20 protein-coding genes and 1 pseudogene are annotated in these 22863 nt (G+C 70.0%); 12 read left to right on the forward strand and 9 right to left on the reverse strand.

The genetic code is table 11. The annotated features are described in order from the left end of the window. Positions 1-116: 116 nt before the first annotated feature. From FG385_RS15505 to FG385_RS15525, 5 genes are all read right to left on the reverse strand, one after another. Positions 117-509: a hypothetical protein gene (locus tag FG385_RS15505; protein ID WP_200834489.1), complete on the reverse strand. Its 393-nt coding sequence runs from the start codon at positions 507-509 to the stop codon at positions 117-119. Positions 510-821: 312 nt separating this feature from the next. Next, the gene (locus tag FG385_RS15510; RefSeq protein WP_139097445.1) at positions 822-2066 is read right to left on the reverse strand and encodes a TIGR02679 domain-containing protein; all 1245 of its coding nucleotides are present in this window, start codon (positions 2064-2066) and stop codon (positions 822-824) included. Then, complete coding sequence (locus FG385_RS15515; protein ID WP_160148810.1) at positions 2063-6262, reverse strand: TIGR02680 family protein; 4200 nt, start codon at positions 6260-6262, stop codon at positions 2063-2065. The genes FG385_RS15510 and FG385_RS15515 overlap by 4 nt, the downstream gene beginning before the upstream one ends. 85 nt (positions 6263-6347) lie before the next feature. Continuing rightward, positions 6348-7610, reverse strand: a complete 1263-nt coding sequence (locus FG385_RS15520; protein WP_139097447.1) for a TIGR02678 family protein — start codon at positions 7608-7610, stop codon at positions 6348-6350. Continuing rightward, complete coding sequence (locus FG385_RS15525) at positions 7607-9295, reverse strand: TIGR02677 family protein (RefSeq protein ID WP_160148811.1); 1689 nt, start codon at positions 9293-9295, stop codon at positions 7607-7609. The genes FG385_RS15520 and FG385_RS15525 overlap by 4 nt, the downstream gene beginning before the upstream one ends. A gap of 157 nt (positions 9296-9452) precedes the next feature. On the opposite strand from FG385_RS15525, the gene FG385_RS15530 reads away from it, so the two are divergent. Further along, the gene (locus FG385_RS15530; RefSeq protein ID WP_139097449.1) at positions 9453-9719 is read left to right on the forward strand and encodes a type II toxin-antitoxin system Phd/YefM family antitoxin; all 267 of its coding nucleotides are present in this window, start codon (positions 9453-9455) and stop codon (positions 9717-9719) included. Then, entirely contained in the window at positions 9716-10138 is a 423-nt protein-coding gene (locus FG385_RS15535; protein ID WP_139097450.1) for a type II toxin-antitoxin system VapC family toxin, read from the forward strand. The genes FG385_RS15530 and FG385_RS15535 overlap by 4 nt, the downstream gene beginning before the upstream one ends. A 246-nt stretch (positions 10139-10384) precedes the next feature. Here the strand turns inward: FG385_RS15535 and FG385_RS34860 are convergent. From FG385_RS34860 to FG385_RS15550, 4 genes and pseudogenes are all read right to left on the reverse strand, one after another. Continuing rightward, a pseudogene (locus tag FG385_RS34860) lies at positions 10385-10635 on the reverse strand (hypothetical protein); the annotation flags it as partial. After that, positions 10596-11174 (reverse strand): hypothetical protein, encoded by a 579-nt coding sequence (locus tag FG385_RS33935; protein ID WP_160148812.1) that lies wholly within the window; start codon positions 11172-11174, stop codon positions 10596-10598. The pseudogene FG385_RS34860 and the gene FG385_RS33935, both read right to left, overlap by 40 nt. Positions 11175-11341: 167 nt before the next feature. Continuing rightward, positions 11342-11569 (reverse strand): hypothetical protein, encoded by a 228-nt coding sequence (locus tag FG385_RS15545; RefSeq protein ID WP_139097451.1) that lies wholly within the window; start codon positions 11567-11569, stop codon positions 11342-11344. Between the two features lie 165 nt (positions 11570-11734). Then, the gene (locus FG385_RS15550) at positions 11735-12523 is read right to left on the reverse strand and encodes an IclR family transcriptional regulator domain-containing protein (protein ID WP_139097452.1); all 789 of its coding nucleotides are present in this window, start codon (positions 12521-12523) and stop codon (positions 11735-11737) included. 199 nt (positions 12524-12722) lie between these two features. Between FG385_RS15550 and FG385_RS15555 the strand changes: the two genes are divergently transcribed. The 10 genes from FG385_RS15555 to FG385_RS15600 are packed head-to-tail and all read left to right on the forward strand — an operon-like array spanning position 12723 to position 22423. Then, positions 12723-13721, forward strand: a complete 999-nt coding sequence (locus FG385_RS15555) for an ABC transporter substrate-binding protein (RefSeq protein WP_139097453.1) — start codon at positions 12723-12725, stop codon at positions 13719-13721. A 1-nt stretch (position 13722) separates the two neighbouring features. Next, positions 13723-15432 carry a dihydroxy-acid dehydratase gene (locus tag FG385_RS15560; RefSeq protein ID WP_139097454.1) on the forward strand — a complete coding sequence of 570 codons (1710 nt, stop codon included), beginning with the start codon at positions 13723-13725 and terminating at the stop codon, positions 15430-15432. Then, entirely contained in the window at positions 15432-16268 is an 837-nt protein-coding gene (locus FG385_RS15565) for an ABC transporter permease (protein WP_139097455.1), read from the forward strand. Before FG385_RS15560 ends, FG385_RS15565 begins: the two co-directional genes overlap by 1 nt. After that, positions 16265-17041, forward strand: coding sequence for an ABC transporter permease (locus FG385_RS15570; protein WP_139097456.1), 777 nt, complete (start codon positions 16265-16267; stop codon positions 17039-17041). The genes FG385_RS15565 and FG385_RS15570 overlap by 4 nt, the downstream gene beginning before the upstream one ends. Positions 17042-17049: 8 nt before the next feature. Further along, entirely contained in the window at positions 17050-17841 is a 792-nt protein-coding gene (locus tag FG385_RS15575; protein ID WP_407645499.1) for an ABC transporter ATP-binding protein, read from the forward strand. Further along, the gene (locus FG385_RS15580) at positions 17838-18608 is read left to right on the forward strand and encodes an alpha/beta fold hydrolase (RefSeq protein WP_139097458.1); all 771 of its coding nucleotides are present in this window, start codon (positions 17838-17840) and stop codon (positions 18606-18608) included. The genes FG385_RS15575 and FG385_RS15580 overlap by 4 nt, the downstream gene beginning before the upstream one ends. Further along, a complete protein-coding gene (locus tag FG385_RS15585; protein WP_139097459.1) occupies positions 18605-19948 on the forward strand; it encodes an FAD-dependent oxidoreductase in 1344 nt (447 codons plus the stop codon). Before FG385_RS15580 ends, FG385_RS15585 begins: the two co-directional genes overlap by 4 nt. A 7-nt stretch (positions 19949-19955) precedes the next feature. Further along, on the forward strand, positions 19956-21227 hold the full coding sequence (locus FG385_RS15590; protein ID WP_139097460.1) for an aconitase X: 1272 nt from the start codon (positions 19956-19958) through the stop codon (positions 21225-21227). Further along, complete coding sequence (locus FG385_RS15595) at positions 21220-21633, forward strand: aconitase X swivel domain-containing protein (protein ID WP_139097461.1); 414 nt, start codon at positions 21220-21222, stop codon at positions 21631-21633. Before FG385_RS15590 ends, FG385_RS15595 begins: the two co-directional genes overlap by 8 nt. Positions 21634-21637: 4 nt before the next feature. Next, positions 21638-22423 carry an SDR family NAD(P)-dependent oxidoreductase gene (locus tag FG385_RS15600; RefSeq protein ID WP_139097462.1) on the forward strand — a complete coding sequence of 262 codons (786 nt, stop codon included), beginning with the start codon at positions 21638-21640 and terminating at the stop codon, positions 22421-22423. Positions 22424-22863 lie beyond the last annotated feature (440 nt).

Raw genomic sequence — 22863 nt, forward strand, 5'->3', positions numbered from 1 at the left:
GCGAGTACTTCGTCCTCCGAGCCATGATCCACATCCTCACTCAACGAGTGAGCCTCCATCAGACCCGGGGCGGTTCATCACCAGAATCGCGTTCGGATTCGAAGACCCCGCCACCCTCATCTCCCTAGCCCTGCTCGCCCTCGGCGGCCACCGACCCCCACTCCCAGGCCGATAACCACCCACGAGTACGACAGGAGAGCCACATATTTCGACACCGTGCGGTAGGCGATCGTCGCGTCGTGCTCGTCGACCAGCCGCTCCCAGATCCGGTGCGCGGTATGCCGCTGCTTGCGCGGCGCATCCAGATCCGCCCGCAGCATCTCATCCATCGCCCCACGCAGCGGCCCCGTCACTGGCGAGGACCGGGCCGGTGTCTTCCGCGGCGGCGGCACAGCCGAGCCGAGAGCCTGACGCACCGTCCGGCGATGCACCCCATGCCGCTCAGCCAGGGCCCGGACCGAAAGCCCCTCTACCCGGGCATCCCGCCGGATCAGCGCGAACAACTCCACCCTGGACACCATTCCGGCTCCCACGCGGACGGCCCCTCACCGGCACTGTCCACCCAGAACCCTCAACTCGACCCGCCGACTCGCACACCACGAGCAGGAATTCGCCCGATCGGTGGGGCTTGCTAACAGTGCCGAACCGGGGCCAAATCACGATGCCACGGCCATGTGCACGCTCCTCGGCCGCCAAGAGCTTGAACGCCACACTGGTGTCCAGGTAGTACAGGCCACCGCTACCAGCGTTGACCTTCGCGTTCGGTGAGCATCGCACCGGTCAGTGGCTCGGGTCCACCCCCGTGACAGGGCGCGCGTCGGTCAAAACGTGGCGACTAGCGTGTCGAGGACGGACTCTTCGTGGACGGCGACGCCTGCCGACGTCATCGCCTCGCCGAGGTCGGGATCCCACGCCGGGATGACCGGCGCGCCGCCGAGGTCGAGGCGGTCCCGCAGGGCATCCACGGCATCGCGGTAATCGGCGGCGGTCATCAGCCACGGCTGGACGTCGAGCGTATGCACCAGTCGGTTCGCGATCGCGATACCCGGCCAGTCGAAGTCCCCGTGGTAGCGCAACGTCACTGTCCCACGAAGTGCCCGCAGGACGTCGAGAGTGACCAGGTTCGGTTCCCCCGCCGTACACACCACGATCACCTCGCGCCGCCGCTCCGCGAAAGCCTCCAGGACGCGGGGGTTCTCGCACACCAGCACGTCCGCGCCGGGCACCGGCCGGACCGGCGTCCGGGCCAGGTCCCACGGGGTGAGGTGCCGGACGCCGTCGCGCACCCCGAACGTCAGGCACGTGGACGACACCGAATCCGACCGCACCCCCGCCCGTTCCCACAGGTTCCGCCGTCCGGCTGCCGACGCCGACACGTCGATGCCGTGCGCCGCGGCGATCCCGCGTAAGACCAGGTGCGCCAGCGGCCGGTCGGCGTCAAGGGCATGGGCGTCACCGCAGACCCGCGCAGCGAGTTCGACCCGCGACACGACGTCGGCGGACCGGCCATCGGCAACCGGGGAGGGTTCGGCGTCAACGCCCACGACACCGGCGTTTCCCGTGCCGCCGGCGGTGAAACGGTCGGCGAGGACTTCCAGAGCCCGTTCCACGAGAGCGACGGCATTCGGCCGCCTGCGCAGGTACCCGGTGCGACGCAGGCCGGCGAGCCATTCGTCGGCCCACGCCAGGTTCGCGTCGGGGTGCGCAGCCAACCAGGCCCGAGCGGTGACGTAGGGCGCCTCCCGCGATGCGCTTCTGGCGGACCGCAGCGCCGGCCGGTCCACCAGCGGCGCCCCCCGCACCGCCTCCACCACGCTCCGGAGCCCGCCGATCCCCGACCGCTCCCGCAGGAATATGTCCACTGTGGTCAGATCGATCCGGACCCGGTCCTTGTGCACGGGCTTCCCGACGAGCCCGGACACGGCGTGCCTCCCCGCCCGGTCGAGACCGGTAACCTCGACTATCCCGGTGGGCGTCAGCCCCCGTTTTTCCAGCGCTTCCGCCAGCCGACGCCACACCGGCTCCAGCGCGGGGTCGGCCAGCCAAGCGGGGACGGCCGGGCTCACGACTGTCCCACCGCGTGCAGTCGCCGCCCGTCCCACAGGTGCTTGTACTGTGCGATCCCCCGCTCGGTGGGCGACCTCAGCGCCTCGTATATCGCCAGCTTCGGCACCGTCTCATAGTCGCCCCACAGCCGCTCGCTGGTCACCACGAAGTCCAGATCGAAATCCACCAGCAGGCCGAACAACTTCGGGTGTGTCTTCATGTCGATCTTCGGGAAGGCGTCGTCCAGGAGAATGAACCGCGGCGCCGACGCTGACGCCCCCGCCACGCTGGTGAAGTGCGCGGACGCCGCCGCGAACAACGGCAGGTAGCACACGACCTTCTGCTCGCCCTGCGACAGCGGGGTCCGCCGCGTCAACGCCTTCCAGTCGTTCGGCGCGTCCGGGCGACTGATCCGGATCCGAAACTCCGACCACGTGCGGTAGTCCAGGGCCGCGTTTAGGTGCGCAGTGTAGTCCAGCTCCGGATTGTCCTCACGAGACGTCTCGATCAGCCGGTGCAGCGCGTCCTTGAGCCGCTGCCGCTCCTCGGACAGCAACGCGCCCATCGGCTTCGTCAGCAGCTCGGCGGCCTCCTTCACCTCCCGCGCCGCGTCGTCCTTCAAGCGCCAGTCCAGCCCCACCTTGATGCCCTGCGACGTGCTGACGTTGCTGAGCAGCCGGTTCATCGCGGCCACCAGGTCGTCGGCCTCCCGCCTGCGCGCACGCAACGCATCGCCGAGATCGCCCAGCAGGTGCTGCGTGAAGATCCGCCCCTCCCGTTCGGTGAACAACTCCCGATCCGCGGCGAGTTTCGCAGCCATCCGACGGGCCAGCACGCCGATCGGATGCTCCCCGGCCTGATCGCGCCCGACCACCACCACGACATCGTGTTGCTCGAACCAACGTGGGTCCGCGCTGCCCGCGTCCCCGCTCGAGAGCTCGGTCCACCGCCCCATCACCGTCGTCGAACTCACCGGGGACTCGGGGCGCAGGTCCGCGTACTCCTTGGCGAGACGCTGCCACGCTGTCGGCACCGGATCGCCGTCGCGATACTCCGACGCGGCGGCCAGGACGGCGACCGCTTCAGTGCCGTCCCGCTCCGAATCGGCGGGACCGGCCCAGCCCTCGCCAGCGCTCTCGACGACGGCGGCGGCGTGCGCGATCGCGGCGCGTCCCTCGGCGTTCGCGGGTGGGGGCGAGCCGCTCGCTCGGTCGAGCGTCGCGTCCAGCAGACCCTCCACCGCGTGCAGCGTGCCGAGCGCGCGGATCGTCGCCGCGTGGACGGGTTGGTGCTCCGCCAGTACCCGTTTCGCGTTCGCCACCTGTTCGCGATACGCGCCACGTTCACCGGTCCACTGTTTGACCGCGTCGTCCGCCTCGCGTAGGTCGCGCTCGGCCTGTTCTCCCCGCTCCCGAACGGCACTCAACTTGCGTTCCAACTCCTGCACGGCAGCACCGACCGAGCTGCGCACGGACTCGTACTCGATCGCCGCCTCCGCGGCGAGCTCGGCGGCCTCGGCGGCTTGCTCGCCCGCCGCCTGGGCCTTGGCCTGGGCGGCGTCCGCCCGTTCCCGGTCTCGCGCCCAGCGCGCCAACGAACCTCGAGCACGCCCGCACCGTTCTTCCTGGGCTGCCAGCTGCCGATCGAGCGCGGCGAGCGCACTGTCGCGTACGTCCAATCCGGACCGGTCGGCGGGCAGCGCGTGCCGGTCCGCCAGGTCGGTCAACACCTGCCGCGCCTGCGCTGCTTCGTGGCGCAACCGCTCCGCCTCTTCGGCGCGGCGCCGCAGCTCCGCCAGGTCACGATCGTGGACCGTGCGTTCGGACGCGACCCGCGACCACGAGTTGAGCAGGTCCGCCGTCTTCGGCGCCGCCGACAACCAGGCGTCGAGCTGGGCGATCCGCTGCTCTGCCCCAGCAAGGTCCGCGCCTGCCGCAGCGAGTCTCGCATCCGCCTCGGCGATCTGGTCGTCGACGGCGGCGAGGCGCCGCGCGCGTTCGGCCACACGCGCCCGCGCCCCGATGTACTGCGCGGCCGGCTTGCTCGCGCGCCCGTCAACCGGGCCCGACCGCCAGCTTCCGTCGAAACCCACCCGTGTCAGGGCGCCCGACCCACCACCACTGTCGCCCAGGCCGACCCGCCCGAGCACGGCACGCACGGTTTCGGCCGTGACGGGTGAGTCCTGCATCGGCGCGGGCGCTAGTGCGGCCAGCAACGTCGTGCCAGGCGCCGCGGGCCCGACCGCCAGCACCACGTCGTGCGTCTCCGTGTCCAGGACCGCACCGTCGGACCGGACCCATGCGTCCAGCAGCCCGGCCGATTCCAGCGCGGCCTCCAAGCCGGCTGCCTCGTCGCCGTCCACGCCGTCGGCGAAGTCGACCAGCCGCCACAACGGGTCACCCTCCGCCGGATCGCGTGGAGTGCGCGGCAACGGCGGCGGCGCGGGCGCCGGATCCCGCTCCGCCTCGATCGCCGCACGCCGGTCGCGAAGGTCGGCCAGCAGACGTTGCGCGCCCCCGAGTTCCACCTTCGCCGCGGACTGGCGCTCCCGCAGGGCATCGAGGGCCGGCCGGGCCGCCGCCCGTGCCCGGTCGCCCAACTCATGCAGCACCGTCTCGTCCAACTCGTCGGACAGCTCGACCGGGACCGCGCGTGGGTCGGACCGCCACCCGTGCAGGGCGTCGGTAAAGGCCGCCTCCGCGATGTCGGCTCGTTCCTCGGCGGTTTCCAGCCGCTGGCCCGACTCCTCGGCCGCCCGTTCGGCATCGGCCGCGCGTTCCTCGGCGAACACGCGCTTCCGCTCGGCCCGCTCGGCGGCGGTCAACGCCTCACCCACTGCCCGCACCGCTGCGCGCGCCGTGCCGATCGCCGGGTGACACTCCCCGACCTGTGTCGCGTGACGCTCCACAGTGGACTGCAAGCGGTCCGCGTCGGTCAGCGCGGCCGGCGGGTCCCCGAGTGTCGGGATCACGAGTGTCGCACCGACCCGCAAATCGACGAGCCCACCGGTCAATTCCGTTGCGTTGCGGTGGATTCCGGACAGTTCGCCGCCAAGGACAACCCCATCTGCGACGACGTCCTCGTCTGCTCGACGCGCGTCCACACCCAGTTCGGCTGCCCTCGACGCGTCCCGCTCCGCCACGCCCTTCAGTTCCCGGGCACGGCGTTCAGCGTCCGACAGCCGCTGCCGGCTGCGCGCCTCCGGCCCGCCCTCCAACTGCTTCCGGTCGATCTCCGCCGCGCGCCGCCGCCGCCGCGCATCTTCCTGGCCGTCCTCGGCCGCACCCAACTCGATCGTCGCGTCGTCGAGTTCCTTCTCGCGATCCTGCACCGCGCGCTGCAGCTTTCGGTGCTCCGCGATCACCGAGTGCGCGGCGGCCGCGCGTTCGGCCACAACCGTTGCGGCATAACGGCGATAGGTCTCGGCGAACGACTGCACGGCCTTCGTCGCGCGCGCCAGGCCGTCGATCTGGTCGCCGAAGTCCGCGAGCTGGTCCATGCTCTCACCGGTCGACCGCAACAGGTTCGCATCCAGCTGGGGCAGCGCGATCGACAACGTTTCGGCGAGCGAACGCGGGTCGATGTCCTCACCCACCTGTGGCCGCCGCAGCCAGTACAGCATCCGCAGCAGCTCGTCGTACCGCTCCGGTTCGAGCCCGAACAGGCTGTGACCGACCTGCTCCCGGTAGGCGCGGACGGAATGCTGATCGAAGAACAGGCCGTCGGGCTCCACGGCATCTCGGCACCGCTCGGGCGGCAGCGGGCCCGCGGCGTCGACGAGTTCCAACCCGTCTCCCACAGCCCGCGGCGAGGTGAAGCACCAGGTCGTGGCCGTCTTCGCCGAATCCGACGCTCGAATACCGACACCGCAGGTGAACACCTCCCGACGCCCGTCCTCGTCGATGCGCGCGAACTCGACCCACACATACCCGATCCGGATCGAGGATCCGAACGATCCGTTTTCCAGCATCAACCACAGCAGACTGGTGTGCTGCTGCGACCCCGTGGCGCTCAGCCTGCGCTTGTCCGCGTCGAGCACGAACGGCAGCAGGATCTCCAGCGTCTTCGACTTCCCGGTGCCGTTCGCGCCGCGCAACAGCATGCGCCCATCGGCCAACTCGAAGACCTGCTCGTCGTACTGCCACACATTGAGCACGCCCGCCCGCGACAGGCGGAACCGATGCGGGTCGGCCGCGACCTCGTCCGCGACTGCCATCAACCGAGACATCCTCAGCCCTCCGTAGCCTGCGGGACACCCTCACCCGGTCGGATCTGATGCGCGGCTGCGCGATTGTCGCCCATCAGTCCTCCTCCTCGTCTGCCTCGGCTGCGTCTTGTGGTGCGCCGTCCTCTGGGGCGTCCGGGTCATCGAACAGCGACACCTGGGCGCTCTTCGAAGCGACCGTCGTGACCTCCACCCGGTACCGGGACGCTGCCGCGTGGACCAGCCACGCTCCCTCGCCACCACTCGAACCGTCCCCTGTGGACTGTTCGAGACGCACCAGGCCGAACGCGGTCAGCATGCCACGCACCTCCGACAACAACGCACTCCGATCCTCGCGGTGCGCCTTGTTCAGGTATGTGCCGTACTCCTGCGCCAGGGTGTCGAGTTCCACCGTCACCACGTCGACGGGAACCCGCCGCCACGCGCCGTCGACCGGCCGAGTGCGCCGATCCGCCAGCTTCTCGAGCAGCAGCAACGCGAACTGCTTGGCCGTGCCCCGACCGGGAAAGGCCACATCGGACAGTTCGTCCTCGGGGTCGATCACCAGCGCGCCCTCGGCCCGCAGTTCCAGTTCGACCCCGAACAACTCCTCGAACCGCTCCTGCTCCCTGTTGCGACCCCGCCGCCACCAGTCGGCCTGCTCCTCGGTCAGCTCTGCCGTCGTCAGCAGCGGCGACTCCAGCAGCCTGCGGCGGACCGCGACTCGCGCGCCGCCTGCCGCGGACGGCAATGCGGCCGAATCCAATAGTGCCGCCGGGGACACCGCATCGCCGACGCCCGTCGCGAGCATCAGCCGAAGCCGGTCCCGGTCCACATCGAGCAACGACCGGGCGCGGCTGTCCGAAACCCACCGCTCGAGCCCGCCGCCGTCGTGGTCCCGCTCGTGCAGCACGCCATACTCGACCAGCGCGATCAACGCGGCGTAGAGCGCCCGGCGGTCGGGCGGGTAATCCAGGTCGACGTCCACCCCGGCCTCGGCGATCGCGGCCCGGACCTCCCCAACGAGTTCGTCCATCATCAACTGGTCCCGACACCGGGCGAGTGCCGCCATCGTGAGGCACAACAACGCATACGCGCGCGGCTCGAACGGCCGATCACCGCCACGCCGCAGCAGCGGACGAGTCGCGTCCCGCCCCAGCCCCGCCTTGTACAGCCGCGCCACTCTCGGTTGCACCACCAGGCGGTAGCCGAGGTTTTCGGCAAACCGTCGAGTCAGCTCACGCGCATGTTTGCGGACCAGCCGGAAGTCTTCGCCATCTCGTTCCGCGGTGAGCATCGGCCTGCGCAGCAGCAAGCGCGCGGCGCGCCGTCCCTCGTCGTGGTCGTACGCGTCGCTCACCGGTCGCCCTCCGCCCGGATCTCCCCCGATGTGTCCTCGCCGACGTCGGCGTCCGCCGCCTCAACCCAGAGATCGAGGTCGACGAGTTCGAGTGTGCCCTGCGGGCTGCTGATCACCGTGTGTCGCCCCGGTGCGCGACGGACCACGACACGAAGACCGTTCTCGGCCCTCGCCGAGGTCTCCCCGCCGTCCGCGAGTGGGCCACCCGCAGCCAGCAGGGCATTGCCGTACAGCCCGAGCAGCGCGCCACGGGCGTCGTCGGACAGCCTCCCGCCATCCCATCGCGCCAACTCCGCCAAGGCCGCCAGTCGACGGCGCTCGGACGCGGCCCGTTCCTCCAGCCTGCGCCTCTTGGCGACCGAGTAGTCGGGCGGCTTAGCAACCCGACCGCGAACGGCACGGTCCCCATGGTTACGCAAGGTCACCGGAACGTCGGCGGCGGGGCCGCGCCACCACGAGGTGGTGGGCGGAACCGGCACGCCCTCGCGGTCCGCGCGGAAGCTCAGATGCCGGGCCGGGTAGAGGCCGAACGCGGCCGCCCACAACGCGTGCGCCGTGGCGTCATCGGCCTCGGCAAACCAACGTGCCAGGGTGATCAGTTCCCGGTGACGGCTGCGTTCGCCGGCACCGTCGGCCACGATGCGCCGCAGATTCGACAGCAGCGCATTCATCGCCTGGGTGGCCAGCCCGCGCACCTGAACGGCGTCGGCCTCCCGGCCCGGCTCACCGAGGAACCATGCCGCCAGGCTCGGCCAGTCGGCGACGTCGAGGCCGCGATCGCGCCGGGCACGCGTCCCGTCGAGGCCAACCAGCCGCTGCCCGGCATTGGCCCGGTCGACCATAGCGGCCACCTTCGGCTGCAGGGAACGGATCTCGTCGCCGATCTGGGGCATGTGCAACCCGACCTCTTCGACGAAACGATGCAGGTAGTCGATCAGGAGGTTCTTGTAGGCCTTGAACTCGTCCGGGTTGAGGTCGAACCGCCGCAACACCTCCGACAGGTAGGTGTAGAAGTCGCGCGTCGAGTCCACCAGCCGCTCGAACTGGGCGAACATCGTCGCGATCCGGCGCGCCAAGTCGTCCGGCGCCACGTCCACCAACGTGGCCGGGTCGATCCGGCCCAGTTCACGCAGACCCGCCAGAATTCCGCCCAGCATCTCGCTGGACACCTCCTGCGCCGCCTCGGTGCGCTGGAGCAGGTCCTCGACCATGCGATGCACGGCCTCGCCGCGCTGCGTAAGTTGATAGCGGGCCCGGTGCTGCAGGTACTCCTTGATCGACCGGGCCTCGGACTCACGCGGGCTGCGCGCCAGATTGCCCAACTCAACCAGGGTGGAAAGGCGGATGTCGACCGTGTCCAGATCCAGTTCGATACCGTGCTCCGCGATGAGTCGCTGACGCACTTCCGCCGCGGACTGATCGGACAGCAGACCACTGATCCCGCCGGTGAACGTGCGCATGATCGCCACGTACGTCTCGGCCTCGGGGCGCGTCGCGTATTTCAGCGACTCCAGACGCAGCTTGTCGGCATGGCTCAACACCCGCCCGGCGGTCTCCGCCCGCGCGGTCTCCTCTGCGCGCGACACGGCATCGCCATCTGGTCGCGCAGCCTCCAACACCATGACCGGCAGGGTACCGACCGACACCGACAGATCCGCGCCAGCGCAAGCGGCCAGGGCCGCCACCCGCTGTTCGGCACCATGCGACGTGCCTGACGCCATCCGCAGACCGATGTCGCGCCCGCATTGGACGGAGCGCGACCGGAACACCAACAAGACGAGCAGCCGCCAACCTGGACCGAGATGGTCATAATGACTATAGTGGTCATCGGAGGTGGTGGGAATGACCGATGCAACCCCTGATCACGCCTGGAGTGTCGCCGACGCCAAAGCCCGGCTCAGCGAGCTGATCGACCAGGTGATCCACGACGGACCCCGGGCCATCACGCGCCGCGGCGAGGAGGTTGCCGTCGTGGTGTCCATCGAGGAGTGGCACCGCAAGACCAACCGCTCCGGCAGCCTCGCCGAGTTCCTCGCTGGCTCGCCCCTGCGCGACTCCGACCTGGAGATCGACCGCGTCGAGATCCCCGCCCGCGATATCGCGCTATGAGCTTTCTGCTCGACACCAACGCCATCTCCGAATGGGTCAAACCCCGCCCCGACCCCGGTGTCGTCCGCTGGTTCGACCAGGTCGACGAAGACCGCACCTACCTCAGCGTCATCACCCTCGGCGAACTCCGCAAAGGCGTCAACCGCCTCGCTGTCAGCCGGCGCCGCGACCGCCTCGACCACTGGCTCACCACCGAACTCCCCGACCGCTTCGGCAACCGCATCCTCCCCGTCGACACCGCCGTCGCCGACGCATGGGGGCAACTGCTCGCACGCACCGAAACCGCCGGGACACCGATCCACGGCACCGACGCCCTCATCGCCGCCACCGCCTCAACCCACCACCTCCAGGTCGTCACCCGCAACGTCACCCACTTCCAACCCGCCGGTATCGACATCCTCAACCCCTGGCAGACCTGACCACCCGCAGACGACCACCGGCCACCCCGGCAGATTGTGCGAGCGCGTGGGGTCGCTGTGCGTCCTGGCTGGCGCCGGAACGCGTCGGTGCCACGCGCTCTCCACGAGCTCTACGGACCGGTACACGGCATAGTGGTATTCCCGGCGCGCTTGTTCTGGTCAGGACCCCAATCCGCGGACCGTCCGGTGGGATCTCGCCGATCCCTGCCGGCGGCGCGACCTGTACGAGATCGTGCTCGTGGACGGCATCAGGGAGGCACCGACCGCGACGTTGATCGGGAACGTGGGAGCAGACGCGAGGCGCTTCTCACCGGCGGCGCGCAGCGCCGCTACCAGCAGCCGGAACCGGGCGATGGACACCGCGTACGGGTTCTTGTGCAGCCGTGCACCGAGTCCAGCGAGCGCCGGATCAACTCCCAGTCGTCGGTGCCGGGCCCTGATTCGCGCCACTTCGCGATCAGCCGATGGAAGATGCCGAGCAGGAAGTGCCCGGAGCCGCCAAGAACGCCGGCCTGCCCTCGAAACCGAGCCCCCAAACTGGACGACGCCGGCCGCGGCGGCCACGACCTGCCGACGGAGATTGCCTGGCTGGCGAAGGTTTCCCACGCCTACGCCAGGCAACCGATTGTTCAGGGCTACGGGTAGGTCTTTCGCAGCAGGTACTTTTCCGCCTCGCTTTCGTCCCGGTTATGTCGCCGGCCAAGGACAGATCGCCCTCGGCGGTGGACATGCTGGCGGCGGCGACATAACCGTGCGGGAAACCGCGGGCCGACAAGGCGAACACGTGCCTGTTCGGTGGAACGGAGACCGCCAGCTCGGCCAGCCGTGGATCGTGCTCGGCGAGCAGGTCGATCGACAGGTCATCAAGCCCCCTGCGCAGCCTCATCTCCGAGACCGCCCGGAACATGATGTCGATCCTAGTCGGGTACTCCTTCGTGTGCGCACTGCGCAGCAGCAGCACGCCGTGACTCACCCCGAAACGCCAGAGCTGGAACCTCCGGTCGCCGAACCCGAGCGGAAACGCGATCTTGGGCATCTCTCTCTTCCGTCACTACTTGAAGGGGTTCGTCTGCAGCTGACCGTTGATGTTGAGCGGCGGCGCACTCGGCGAGTTCGGCCGCGTCGATGGCATGACCGCCCGGCAGCTGCGGCAATCCCAGATGACGGGCCAGGTCGAGCAGGACTCCGCGGCCAGCGAGCCGGTCACTGCCGTGGGTGATGTCGTTGCGCGCCGCGGCTACTCACCGCCGCCGGCGGATGTCCGTTATACATCGCGCCGTCGAGGAAGACATGGGCCAGCGCGTCCCACTGGGTGCCGGACTGCAACGGCATGATCACCAGGTCATCGGTTGACCGGATATGCCGGTCCACGCCTCCGGAGAAGTCCCGCACCATGCTGTTCGTGCTGACGTCTCCACCGTCGCGGATCATCAGGTGGATCGGGTTGAACCGCCCGCCCAGCCCCGACTGCGGCCCGTGCTCGTCGAACGGAAGGGCGAGGGAGAAGCGGCGGCCCGAGCGGATGCAACGGCCGGCATCACGAACCCGATCGTCGGTCAGCAGGTTGAGCTGGGCGCACCCCGTTCGGCTGGGGCCTCATGGGCCCTCGACCAGGTGCAGGTCCCGCTCAATGGCGGCCGCGCAGTGCTTCAGGCGCGGCACCATCGCGCGGATCTCTTCCAGGCTGCGCATGCCGGCGCTGACTGCGATGTTGGCCGCGGCGATGACCTTGCCCGCGCGGTCGCGGACCGGGACGGCGACCGCGCGCAGCCCACGGTTGAGCTCCTGGTCGGCGAGGCAGAACCCGTTCTCCGCCACAGCTTCGACGATCTGCCGCAGCTGCTCGGCGTCACGCACCGTGCGGTTGGTCAAGGCCTCCAGCGAGACGCGGCCGAGGTACTCGGTGAACGCGTCCGCGTCCAGTCCCGCCAGCAGGACGCGGCCCATCGCCGTGGCATAGGCCGGGAAGCGTGAGCCGACGTTGATCGACACCGTGATGACGCCGGTTGTGGGGATCCGGGCGATGTGCACGACGTCGTCACCGTCGAGCACCGACAGCGCGGTCGTCTCCTGCACCTCGCACATGAGGTCCTTCAGGTGGGGTTGCGCGATCTGCGGCGTGGTCAGCCCGCGCAGGTACGCGTGGCCGAGTTCGAGTACCTTGGGAGTCAACTGGAACAGGGTGCCCTCGCTGCGTACGTAGCCGAGCTTCTGGAAGGTCAGCAGCGACCGCCGGACGGCGGCGCGGGACAGTCCCGTCACCCGCGCGACGTCGGAGAGCGACTGCGCCGGCCGCTCGGCGTCGAAGGCCCTGATGACCTCGAGCCCGCGCGCCAGCGCCTGGACGAAGTCGGCCTCGCCCGATCCCTCGTCGCCAAGGTCCATGCCTGCGTCTCCTGTCCTATGCCCTCTAGTAGCGCTCACTCTCGCACACCCATCCGGATACCTGCGCCACGCGCCGCGCCAACGATGTCCGCATAGCGAACGCGTGTGCGTGCGTCTAGCGCACATGCGTTCAAAAAGGTATCGTACCGCCCAGCCAACAGTTCCGACCCCGACGACGGGCCGATAACCAGGAGGAACGATGAAGTTCCGCACGATGCGCCGGCGAACGGCACTGGCCGCGGCGGCCGCGCTCGCCCTCAGCGTCACCGCCTGCGGAGGCGGCGGCAGCAGCGCTGCGGGCCTGGACCCGACGCCGCAGACGCCGGTGACCGTCCAAGCGGGGTTCATCCCCGTCATCGACGTGGCGGCCCTCTACCTCGGCGACAAGCAGGGCTTCTTCACCAGCCGAGGCATCAAACTCAACGTCAACACCGCCCAGGGCGGCGCCGCGCTGGTGCCGCCGGTGGTCAGCGGCCAGTACCAGTTCGCGTTCAGCAACATTGTCTCGGTGCTGTCGGCCCGGGCGCAGGGCCTGCCGCTGAAGGTGATCGCCTCGGGCTCGAACTCGACGGCCGTCGCCGGCAAGGACGTGTCAATGATCCGCGTTCCCGAGAACAGCACGATCAAGTCGCCGGCAGATCTCGCGGGCAAGAAGGTCAGTGTCAACACCCTCAACAACCTGCTGCAGATGCTCGGCGACGTCGCGGTGTCGGCGGCCGGTGGCGACCCGGCCTCGGTGAAGTTCGTGGAGCTGCCTTTCCCGGACGCGGTCACCGCGCTGGGCAACGGCAACGTCGACGCGATGGTCACGGCCGAGCCGTTCGACACCATCGCTAGCAAGGGCACGCGGGTGATCGCGTCTCCGTACCTGGACATGGCCAAGACCAGCCTGACCACCTCGGTGTACTTCACCTCCGAGCAACAGCTGCAGCAGAACCCGAAGTTGTTCACCGCTCTGAAGGCCGCGATCGACGAGTCGCTGACCTACGCCAATGCGCACCCGGACCAGGTCCGGGCGCAGCTGCCGTCGTTCATGAAGATCGACCCGGCCGTCGTCGGCCAGGTCACGCTGCCGACGTACGCCCCCGGTATCTCGAAGGACTCCGTGGACGCGTTCGTCAAGGCGGCCAAGCGGTACAACATGGTCACCGCCGACGTCTCCTACGACGACCTCGTGTGGTCGGGCGCGGCCAGCTGACATGACCGACCAGCTACGCAGCGACCTGGCCGCCGGCACCTCCCGCTGGGCCGTGCGGCGAGCGGAATGGCGCTCGCTGGGCATCACCGACGAGGAGATGGCGCGGCCCAAGATCGCCATCGTCAACTCCTCGTCGGACCTCGCGGCCTGCTTCGCGCACCTGGACGGCATCGTCCCGGTCCTCAAGGACGCGATCCGGGCAGCGGGCGGACTCCCCTTCGAGATCCGCACCGCCGCGCCCGCGGACTTCGTGACCAGCGCCGGCTCCGGCGGCCGGTACGTACTGCCCAGCCGCGACCTGATCGTCAACGACATCGAGGTCGTCGTGGAAGGCGCACTGCTCGACGGCATGGTGTGTCTGAGCTCGTGCGACAAGACCGCGCCCGCGCACATGATGGCGGCGGGCCGGATGAACGTGCCCGCTGTGCTAGTCGCCTGCGGCTATCAGCACAGCGCGCTTGCCGCCGACGGCGGACCGGACATCGAGGAGGTGTTCCTCCGCGCCGGGCGCACCGCGCTCGGCCGGGGCTCCGCTGAGGATCTGCGTGAGATGTCCGAGGGCGCGATCCGCGGCCCTGGGGTGTGCGCCGGGATGGGCACCGCGAACACCATGCACATGGCCGCGGAAGCACTGGGGATGGCGCTGCCGGGCACCACCCCGACCCGCGCCAACGGCGACACGATGTGGAAAGCCGTGCGGGACGCCGGGAAGCGCATCGTCGAGATGGTCCACACCGGACAGTCGGCGCGCACGATCCTGACCCCGGGGGCGATCCGCAACGCGGTGACGCTCATGCTCGCCGTCGGCGGCTCGATCAACTCGGTCAAGCACCTGCAGGCGATCGCGGTGGAGGCTGGGCTGGACACCGACGTGTGGCGCCTGTACGAGGAGCTCGCCGACCGCGTCCCAGTGCTCACAGCGGTGCGGCCCAACGGCCCACACCTCATCGAGCAGCTCGATGACATCGGCGGCGCGCACGCGGTTCTGTCCACGCTGGCTCCCCTACTGGACCTCGGCACGGTCGGCGTCTCGGGGCGTCCGCTGGGCGAGGTCCTCGCCGGGACGCCCGAACCCGATCGCGAGATCGTCCGCCCACTCGCGGACCCGTTCACAAGGCGGCCGTCGATCGTGATCGTGCGGGGCTCGCTTGCCGCAGACGGCGCGATCGTCAAGCTGCCCGTCGACGAGGAGCGCCCGGCGACCTTCCGCGGCCCGGCGCGCTGCTACTCCTCACGCGAGACCGCGATCGCGGGGCTCGCGGCGGGCAAGGTGCAGGCCGGCGAGGTCGTCGTGCTGCGCGGCATGGGCCTGCACGGCGGGCCCGGGATGGCGATGGTGTCGGCATTCGTGTTCGCGCTCGACGGCGCCGGCCTCGGCGAGAAGGTCGCGGTCGTCACCGACGGGCAGCTGTCTGGTCTGGTCAACAAGGGCATCGTGGTCGGTGAGGTCAGCCCCGAGGCCGCGATCGGCGGTCCGCTCGGCCGGGTGGTCGATGGCGACATGATCTCCATCGACCTGACCACGCGCACGGTCGATCTCGAGGTCGACCCCGAAGTGCTGGCAGCGCGCGAGATCGCGCCCGCCGAGACCGACCGCTCCCCTGGCTGGCTCGCCACCTACGACCGCACCGTCACCCCGCTTGCGTGCGGCGCGGTGCTGGGCGGGCGGGCGAGCGGGGCGCGGTGCCGGTCGGGGAAAGGAGGTGCTTGATGGAGGTCCTCGAAGCCCCGCCGTCGCGGCGCGCCGGGGCCGCGGCGCCAGCGCCGGCCCGCCGGAAACGGCGCCCGGTCGCGCCTGTCGTGGGCATCCTGATCGCCGCCGTGCTGGCCGAGCTGATCCCGCGAAGCGGGCTGATCGCTGGGGACGCGTTGCCGCCGCTGTCGTCCGTGCTCGCCGAACTCGCACGCGACGCCGGGCATGCGGAACTGTGGGAGGCAATCGGCCGGACCGTGCGCACCTGGCTGATCGGCTTGGTGCTCGCGGTCGCCGCCGGCGTCGTCGTCGGCTTCGTCATCGGCCTGGTGCCGTGGCTGCGCGCCGCGACAGCGTCCACTGTGGAGTTCCTGCGGCCGATCCCTTCGGTCGCGCTGATCCCGGCGGTCATCCTGATCTTCGGCACCGGTTTCCAGTCCGGGGTGACGCTCATCGTCTACGCCGGGTTCTGGCAGGTGCTCGTGCAAGTGCTCTACGGCGTGCAGGACATCGACCCGGTCGCACGGGAGACCGCCCGCTCCTACCGTTTCTCGGCGTGGGCGGTGCTGCGGCACGTCGTGTGGCCGACGGCCCTGCCGTTCGTGTTCACCGGCATCCGGCTCGCGGCGTCGGTCGCCCTTGTACTGGCGATCACCGCGGAGCTGGTGATCGGCACCCCGGGCCTGGGGCAGCTGATCTCGGTGGCGCAGAGCAGCGGCGCGACGACCGAGATGTTCGCGCTCGTGCTGGTGGCCGGCGTGCTCGGAGTGCTGGTCAACGTGCTGTTCCGGCTCGGCGAGCGGCTCACGCTGCGCTGGCACCCGTCGATCCGGCGCGCGGGAGGTGCCCGATGAAGATCGTCAACCGCGTGCTGCTCGCGCTCGGACTGCCGGTCCTGCTCGTGGCCCTGTGGTGGGTCACCAGCGCGAACAGCACCAACTACTACTTCCCGCCGCTGTCGAAGATCCTCGACTGGTTTGGGAAACTGTGGCTCTCGGCGCGATTCGGCGACGATGTCGTGCCGAGCCTGGTGCGGCTGCTCGTCGGCTTCGCGCTGTCGGCGGTGATCGGAGTGGCGCTGGGCGTCGCGCTTGGCCTCACCGACGCGCTGCGCCGCGGCGCGGAACCCGTGCTGGAGTTCCTGCGCGCCATCCCGCCGACAGTGCTGGTACCGGTCATCGCGCTCGTGGCGGGGATCGGCGACGGGTCGAAGATCCTCGTCATCGTCTCCGGCTGCGTGTGGCCGGTGCTGCTCAACACGGTCGAGGGCGTCCGGGCCGCGGACGAGGTCATGGTCGACACCGCGCGCAGCTTCGGCCTCACGCGAGCGGCGCGGCTGCGGCACCTCGTGCTGCCCGCCGCGAGCCCGCAGATCGCCGCCGGGCTGCGCCAGGGGCTGTCCATCGGCCTGATCCTGATGGTGATCGGCGAGATGTTCGCTGCCACCAACGGACTCGGCTTTTCCATCGTGCAGTTCCAGCGCACGTTCGCGATCCCCCAGATGTGGAGCGGCATCATCCTGCTCGGCCTCATCGGGTTCGTGCTCTCGGCGCTGTTTACCCTGATCGAGAAGCGGGCCCTGGGCTGGTACCTGGGCCTGCGCGAAGCGCAGAAGAGGAACCGCTGATGACCGATATGGTCGAGGTGCGAAACCTCAAGAAGGTCTACGAGTCCCAGGGCAGGCGCATCGAGGCGATCCGCGATATCACGTTCACCGTTGCCCGCGGCGAGTTCGCCTGCATCGTCGGCCCGTCCGGCGCCGGCAAGACGACCCTGCTCAAGTGCCTTGCGGGGCTGCTGAAGCCGACCGCAGGCGAGGTGGTGCTGGAAGGCTCCCCGGTGACCGGGCCCCCGCTCGGAATGGCCGTGGTGTTTCAGGAGTACGGGCGCAGCCTGTTCCCCTGGAAGACCGTGCGCCAGAACATCGACCTTCCCTTGCGGCAGAAGGGCTTGCCGCGCGAAAAGCGGGACCGGCTGGTGTCGGAGGCGCTCACGGCGGTGGACCTCGGCGACGCCGGGCGCGCGTACCCGTGGCAACTGTCGGGCGGGATGCAGCAGCGCGTCGCGATCGCGCGAGCGGTGGCGTATGAACCGCACGTACTGCTGATGGACGAGCCGTTCGCCGCCGTCGACGCGCAGACCCGCGCCGATCTGGAGGACCTCGTGCGCACGCTGTGGCGCGACCTCGGCATCACGACGCTGTTCGTCACGCACGACATCGACGAGTCCGTGTACCTCGGCGAGCGCGTGATCGTGCTGTCGGCCTCGCCCACGCACGTGCTCGACGACGTCCGGATCGACCTGCCCACCGAACGGAACCAGGTGACGACACGCGCGACGCCCGATTTCGCCGAGCTGCGCGCACGGGTGCACCGCGGAATCCAGGACGCCAAGGCCGGCCGCCCCGCCACCGGAGCGGTCGCATGACCGCACTCGCCTACAGCGACGAGGGATCGGGCCCGGCGGTGCTGCTCGCGGCGTCGCTTGGCACCACGCGCGCTATGTGGGAGCCCCAGCGGTCCAGGATCCGCGAGGAGCGCCGGGTGATCAGCTTCGACCACCGCGGCCACGGCGAGTCACCGAGTCCCGCAGGGCCGTACACACTAGCCGACCTGGTCACAGACACGGTGACACTGCTGGATTCCCTCAGCGTCGAGTCCGTCGATGTCGTCGGGGTCAGCCTCGGCGGCACCGTCGGGCTCGCACTCGCGGCGGATCACCCCGACCGGGTGCGAAGCCTGGTGACAATCAACTCACCGGTCTTCGCGGACGAACCCGAGTTCTGGCGACGCCGCGCCATTGCGGTCCGCCGGGACGGGATGACCGTCGCCAGCAACGGTTTGCTCAGCCGCTGGTACTCCCCCGCCGCCGCCGCCACGCCGTCGATGCTCGTCGCGAGCACGGTGTCCGGTGTGGACCGGCTCGACCCCGAGGGCTACGCGGGCTGCTGCGAAGCCATCGCGGGCACCGACCTGCGCGACCGGATCGGCGAGGTGCGCTGTCCCGTGCTCGTCGTCGACGGGCTCGCCGACGCCGTCGTGCCCGCGCACCACGCCGAACTGATCGCCGCCACCGTGCCCGGCGCGCGCCGCGTACGCCTGCCCGGCGCCGGCCATCTGCTGACGCAGGAAGGACCCGACGAGCTACACGAACTGCTCACCGGGCACTGGAACCACCAGGGGGTCACATCATGAGCGCCTTCGTCACTGAGCCCGCCCACGAGACGCCGGTCCTCGGCGAGTGGGAGGTAGTCGTCCTGGGCGGCGGCCCATCCGGGCTCGCCGCCGCGACTGCCGCCGCCCGCGCCGGGCGCAGCACGCTGCTGGTCGAGAAGAACGGCTACCTCGGCGGCGCCGGCACCGGCGGCGGGCTGTCCACGTTCTGCGGCATGTACTCCAACGTCCACGGCGAGCACGTGCTCACCGTACGCGGGCACGCGACCGAGCTGCTGGAGCGCATCGACCGGCTCGGCGGGCTGCGCGCACCGCACCGGTCGTTCGCCGACCGCATCCAGGCGCAGGCCTACGACATCCCCGCCTACCGCCGCGCCGCGGACGAGCACGTGCTCGCCGCGGGCGCGCAACTGCTGTACCACGCGTTCGCGGTCGGCGCCAGCAGCGATGAGTCCACAGTGGACGGAATAGTGGTGGAATCCAAGTCTGGGCGTGGGATTCTGCGCGCGAAGGTGGTCATCGACTGCTCCGGCGACGGCGATCTGCTCGCCTGGACTAAGACCTCGCACGAGAAGGCCGACCCGCACGGCGAGATGCTGTTCCCGTCCACCATGTTCCGCATCAACGCCGTCGACGGTGAACGCGCCGGACCGGCGTGGAAGATCCTGCCTCGCATGATGGACGAGGCCGTCGCCGCCGGACGCCCGAAATTCCCCCGCCGTGGCGCGATCGTCCGCCCGCAGCGCGACGACCTCGAATGGCGCGCCAACGCCACCCAGCTGCGCAATCCCGACGGCACCGCCATCGACGGCACCGACGTGTGGCAGCTGACCCGCGGCGAGGTGCAGGGCCGTGAGCAGGCGCAGGAGGTGTTCGAGTTCATCCGCGGCAACGTGCCCGGGTTCGAGCGCGCCTACATCGTCGACATCGGACCGGAGATCGGGATCCGCGAAACCCGCCGTCTGCTCGGGAAGTACGTGCTGACCGAGGACGACGTCCGCTCGTGCGCGACCTTCGACGACTCGATCGGCCTCAACGGCTGGCCCGTCGAAGCGCACGTGGACGGCGACCTCGACATCCGCTGGCCCTACGGCGACGACCCGGTCGGCTGCAACCAGCTCCCCTACCGGATGCTCGTGCCCGCCGACGGGCCATCGAACCTGCTGGTCGCCGGCCGGTGCGCGTCGATGACGCACGGCGGTCAGTCCGCGGCCCGCGTCGCGGGCCCCTGCTTCGCGATGGGGCAGGCCGCCGGCACCGCGGCGCACCTGGCGCTCAAAGGCGATGCGGTCGTCGCGAACGTCGATGTCCCACGGCTGCGCACCGAACTCGAGAGCGAGGGCGCATGGCTGAGCGTGTGAGGCCGTCGTGCTGCTGAGCCCCGCCGACGAACGGATGCTCGCCGGCGAAGAGGGCCGGGCAGTGCAGGCAGCACTGGAACTGCTCGTGCGCTACGGCGACCTCATGGGCGCCGAACGGCTCATCGACACCGACAACGTGTGCGGCGCGAACATCTTCGGCCCCCGCCACGCCCGCGTCCTCGGCACCACCGACCCGGCCGCGCTGTTCTCACGGTTCTCGCTCGACCTCGACGAAACCGTCGACGTGCCATCGTTCCGCGCACACAGCTGCCAGCTGATCGGCCCCCGCGACCGCGAGCACTGGGACGTGCAGGGCATCTCCCGGTCCGACGCCGACGCGATGACCGAGAGCGAGCGCTACCTCGCGGAGAAAGGCGTGGACCTGCACTCGACGTGCACGCCCTACCAGGTGGGCAACGTTCCCCGGTACGGCGAGCACTGCGCGTGGATGGAATCCTCCGCCGTCGTCTACATCAACTCGGTGCTCGGCGCGCGCACCAACACCGAGGGCCGCGAGTCCGCGGCCGCGTCGATGCTCACCGGCCGCACCCCCTACTGCGGCTACCACCTCGACCAGCACCGCCGCGCCACGCACCTGATCGAGGTACGGCACCCAGTGGTGACCACCGAGGACTGGAACATCCTCGGCTACTGGGTCGGCGAGCAGGTCCAGGACGCGGTCCCAGTGCTCACCGGCGACGGACTCACACCGAACCCGGTGCGGCTAAAGCAGTTCGGCGCCGCCGCGGCATCCTCCGGCGACGTCGAGATGTACCATCTGCCCGGTGTGACACCGGAAGCGGCCACCGTCGAGCAGGCCCTCGGCGGACGCGTCCCCGAGGCGACATCGGTGTTCGATGCGGCCGCGCGTGCGGCGACGATCGAGTCGTTGTGCCGCACGGCTTCCAACCGCGACGTGGACTTCGTCATGATCGGCTGCCCGCACGCGGCACTCGAACAGGTACGAACGGTCGCACGGCTGCTGGAAGGCCGCCGCGTCGCGCCGTCGACGGCGCTATGGGTGTTCACGCCCAGCGCGCTGCGCACGATCGCCGAACGCAGCGGCTACGTCGAGACCATCGAACGCGCCGGCGGCCGGGTCCTGTCCGACACCTGCCCGGCGATCGGCCAGTTCCTGCCACCCGGCACACGCGTGTTCGCAACGGACTCGGCCAAGCAGGCGCACTACCTGCCCGCGATCACCGGTGTGCAGGGCTGGTTCGGCAGCGTCGAAGCGTGCGTGGACGCCGCGGTGAGCGGGCGGTGGGCGGATGCCTGAGGTACTGCACGGGAAAGGTGTCGTCGGCGGGTGTGCGAACGGGCCGGCGCTCGTGTGCACCGCGCCGATCTCCGGCTGGGGCGGGATCGATCCCAAGACCGGCACGATCGTGGAGAACCGGCATCCCCAGCACGGAGCGAGCTTCGCCGGGGGCGTGCTCGTCGTCCCCGGCGCCAAGGGCTCGTCGGGGTGGTCCGGGCAGTTCCACCTCGCCAAGCTGCTGGGCACCGCCCCGGTGGCGATCGTGTTCACGCGGATGAACAGCAAGCTGGCGCTCGGGCTGGTCGTGCTGAACGTGCCCGCCGTGCTGGGCCTCGACCCCTTCGGCTCGATCGACACGGGCGACTGGATCGAGGTCGACGGCGACGCGGGCACAGTGAGTTTCGTTGCGCCACAGGAGGGTTGAGAAGATGGAGCGGTTCGCGGGACAGGTGGCGGTCGTGACCGGAGCGGGCAGCGGCATCGGCCGCGAGCTGGCGCGCGGCTGCGCCGCCGAGGGCGCGCAGGTGCACCTGGTGGACGTGAACGAGTCGGTGCGCGAGGTCGCGGATGAGCTCGGCGGTGTGGCGCACGTCTGCGACGTCAGTGATCCCGGCGCGGTGCGAGCGGTGTTCGGCGGGCTGGAGTCGGTGGACGCGGCGTTCCTCAACGCCGGAGTCAACGGTGTCCCGTCGATGCTGCAGGACGGCGGCGCGCTGGACGAGCTGCCGTTCGAGGCCTGGCGCCGCGTGCTGACGGTGAACCTCGACGGGCTGTTCTGCTGCTTGCAGGAGTCGGCGCGGATCATGAAGCGGCAGCAGCGGGGCAGCATCGTCGTGACGGCGTCGACGGCGGGCCTGCGGCCGGAGCCGCGCGTGAGCTACCCGTACGTCGCGTCCAAGCACGCGGTGGTGGGGCTGGTGAAGCAGGCGTCGCTCGAGCTGGCGGGTTACGGCGTGCGCGTCAACGCCATCGCGCCCGGTCCGGTGGTGACCAACATCGGCGGCACGGCCCCGCGCCCGGAGGCGGCGGTCGCCGCCTGGGAGAACTCGATCCCCGCGCGGCGCTGGGGACAGCCCTCCGAGGTCACGGACCTCGCGCTGCTACTGGCCGACGCCCGGTCGGCCTGGATGACCGGCGGGGTGCACCTCGTAGACGGCGGCGCGTCGGCACTGACACAGGTTCTGAGCAGCGAGCTTCCCGGGGCGCGCCGCTGAGGAGTACCGGACCTGCAGCCCTTCTCGGGACCAGTTGTGCCCTGCCCTGTCAGGACAGCTGAGCAATCTCGTCCAACACGGGCAGGAGGTACTGCCGAGAACGAGACGGATCCTCGGACATCGGAAAATGTCCCGAGCCCCGGAATCAAAGCGTAGTGACGCGCTCCGGCCCGCTCGGCAAATCTCCGGCTCATGTCCGGAGTCACCCCCAAGTCGTAGTCACCAGCCAACAGGAATAGCGGGAACTTAGAATTCTTGAGCTTGTCGACCTGCTCGTCGGTGAGGTTGCCCGAGTCGAAGTAGTAGTCGGTATCTCCCTCGAATACTCCCGGCCCGGACTGCATGTAATGCCATAATGTCTCCCAGCGGTGTTCTTCCGGGACCGTTGGGCCGATCAGCGGGCGGACCCGGCCAGCGGCGGCCTCGGGCCCGTTCACGTC

It is taken from the genome of Amycolatopsis alkalitolerans, from assembly GCF_006152065.1.
GTDB lineage: Bacteria > Actinomycetota > Actinomycetes > Mycobacteriales > Pseudonocardiaceae > Amycolatopsis_E > Amycolatopsis_E alkalitolerans.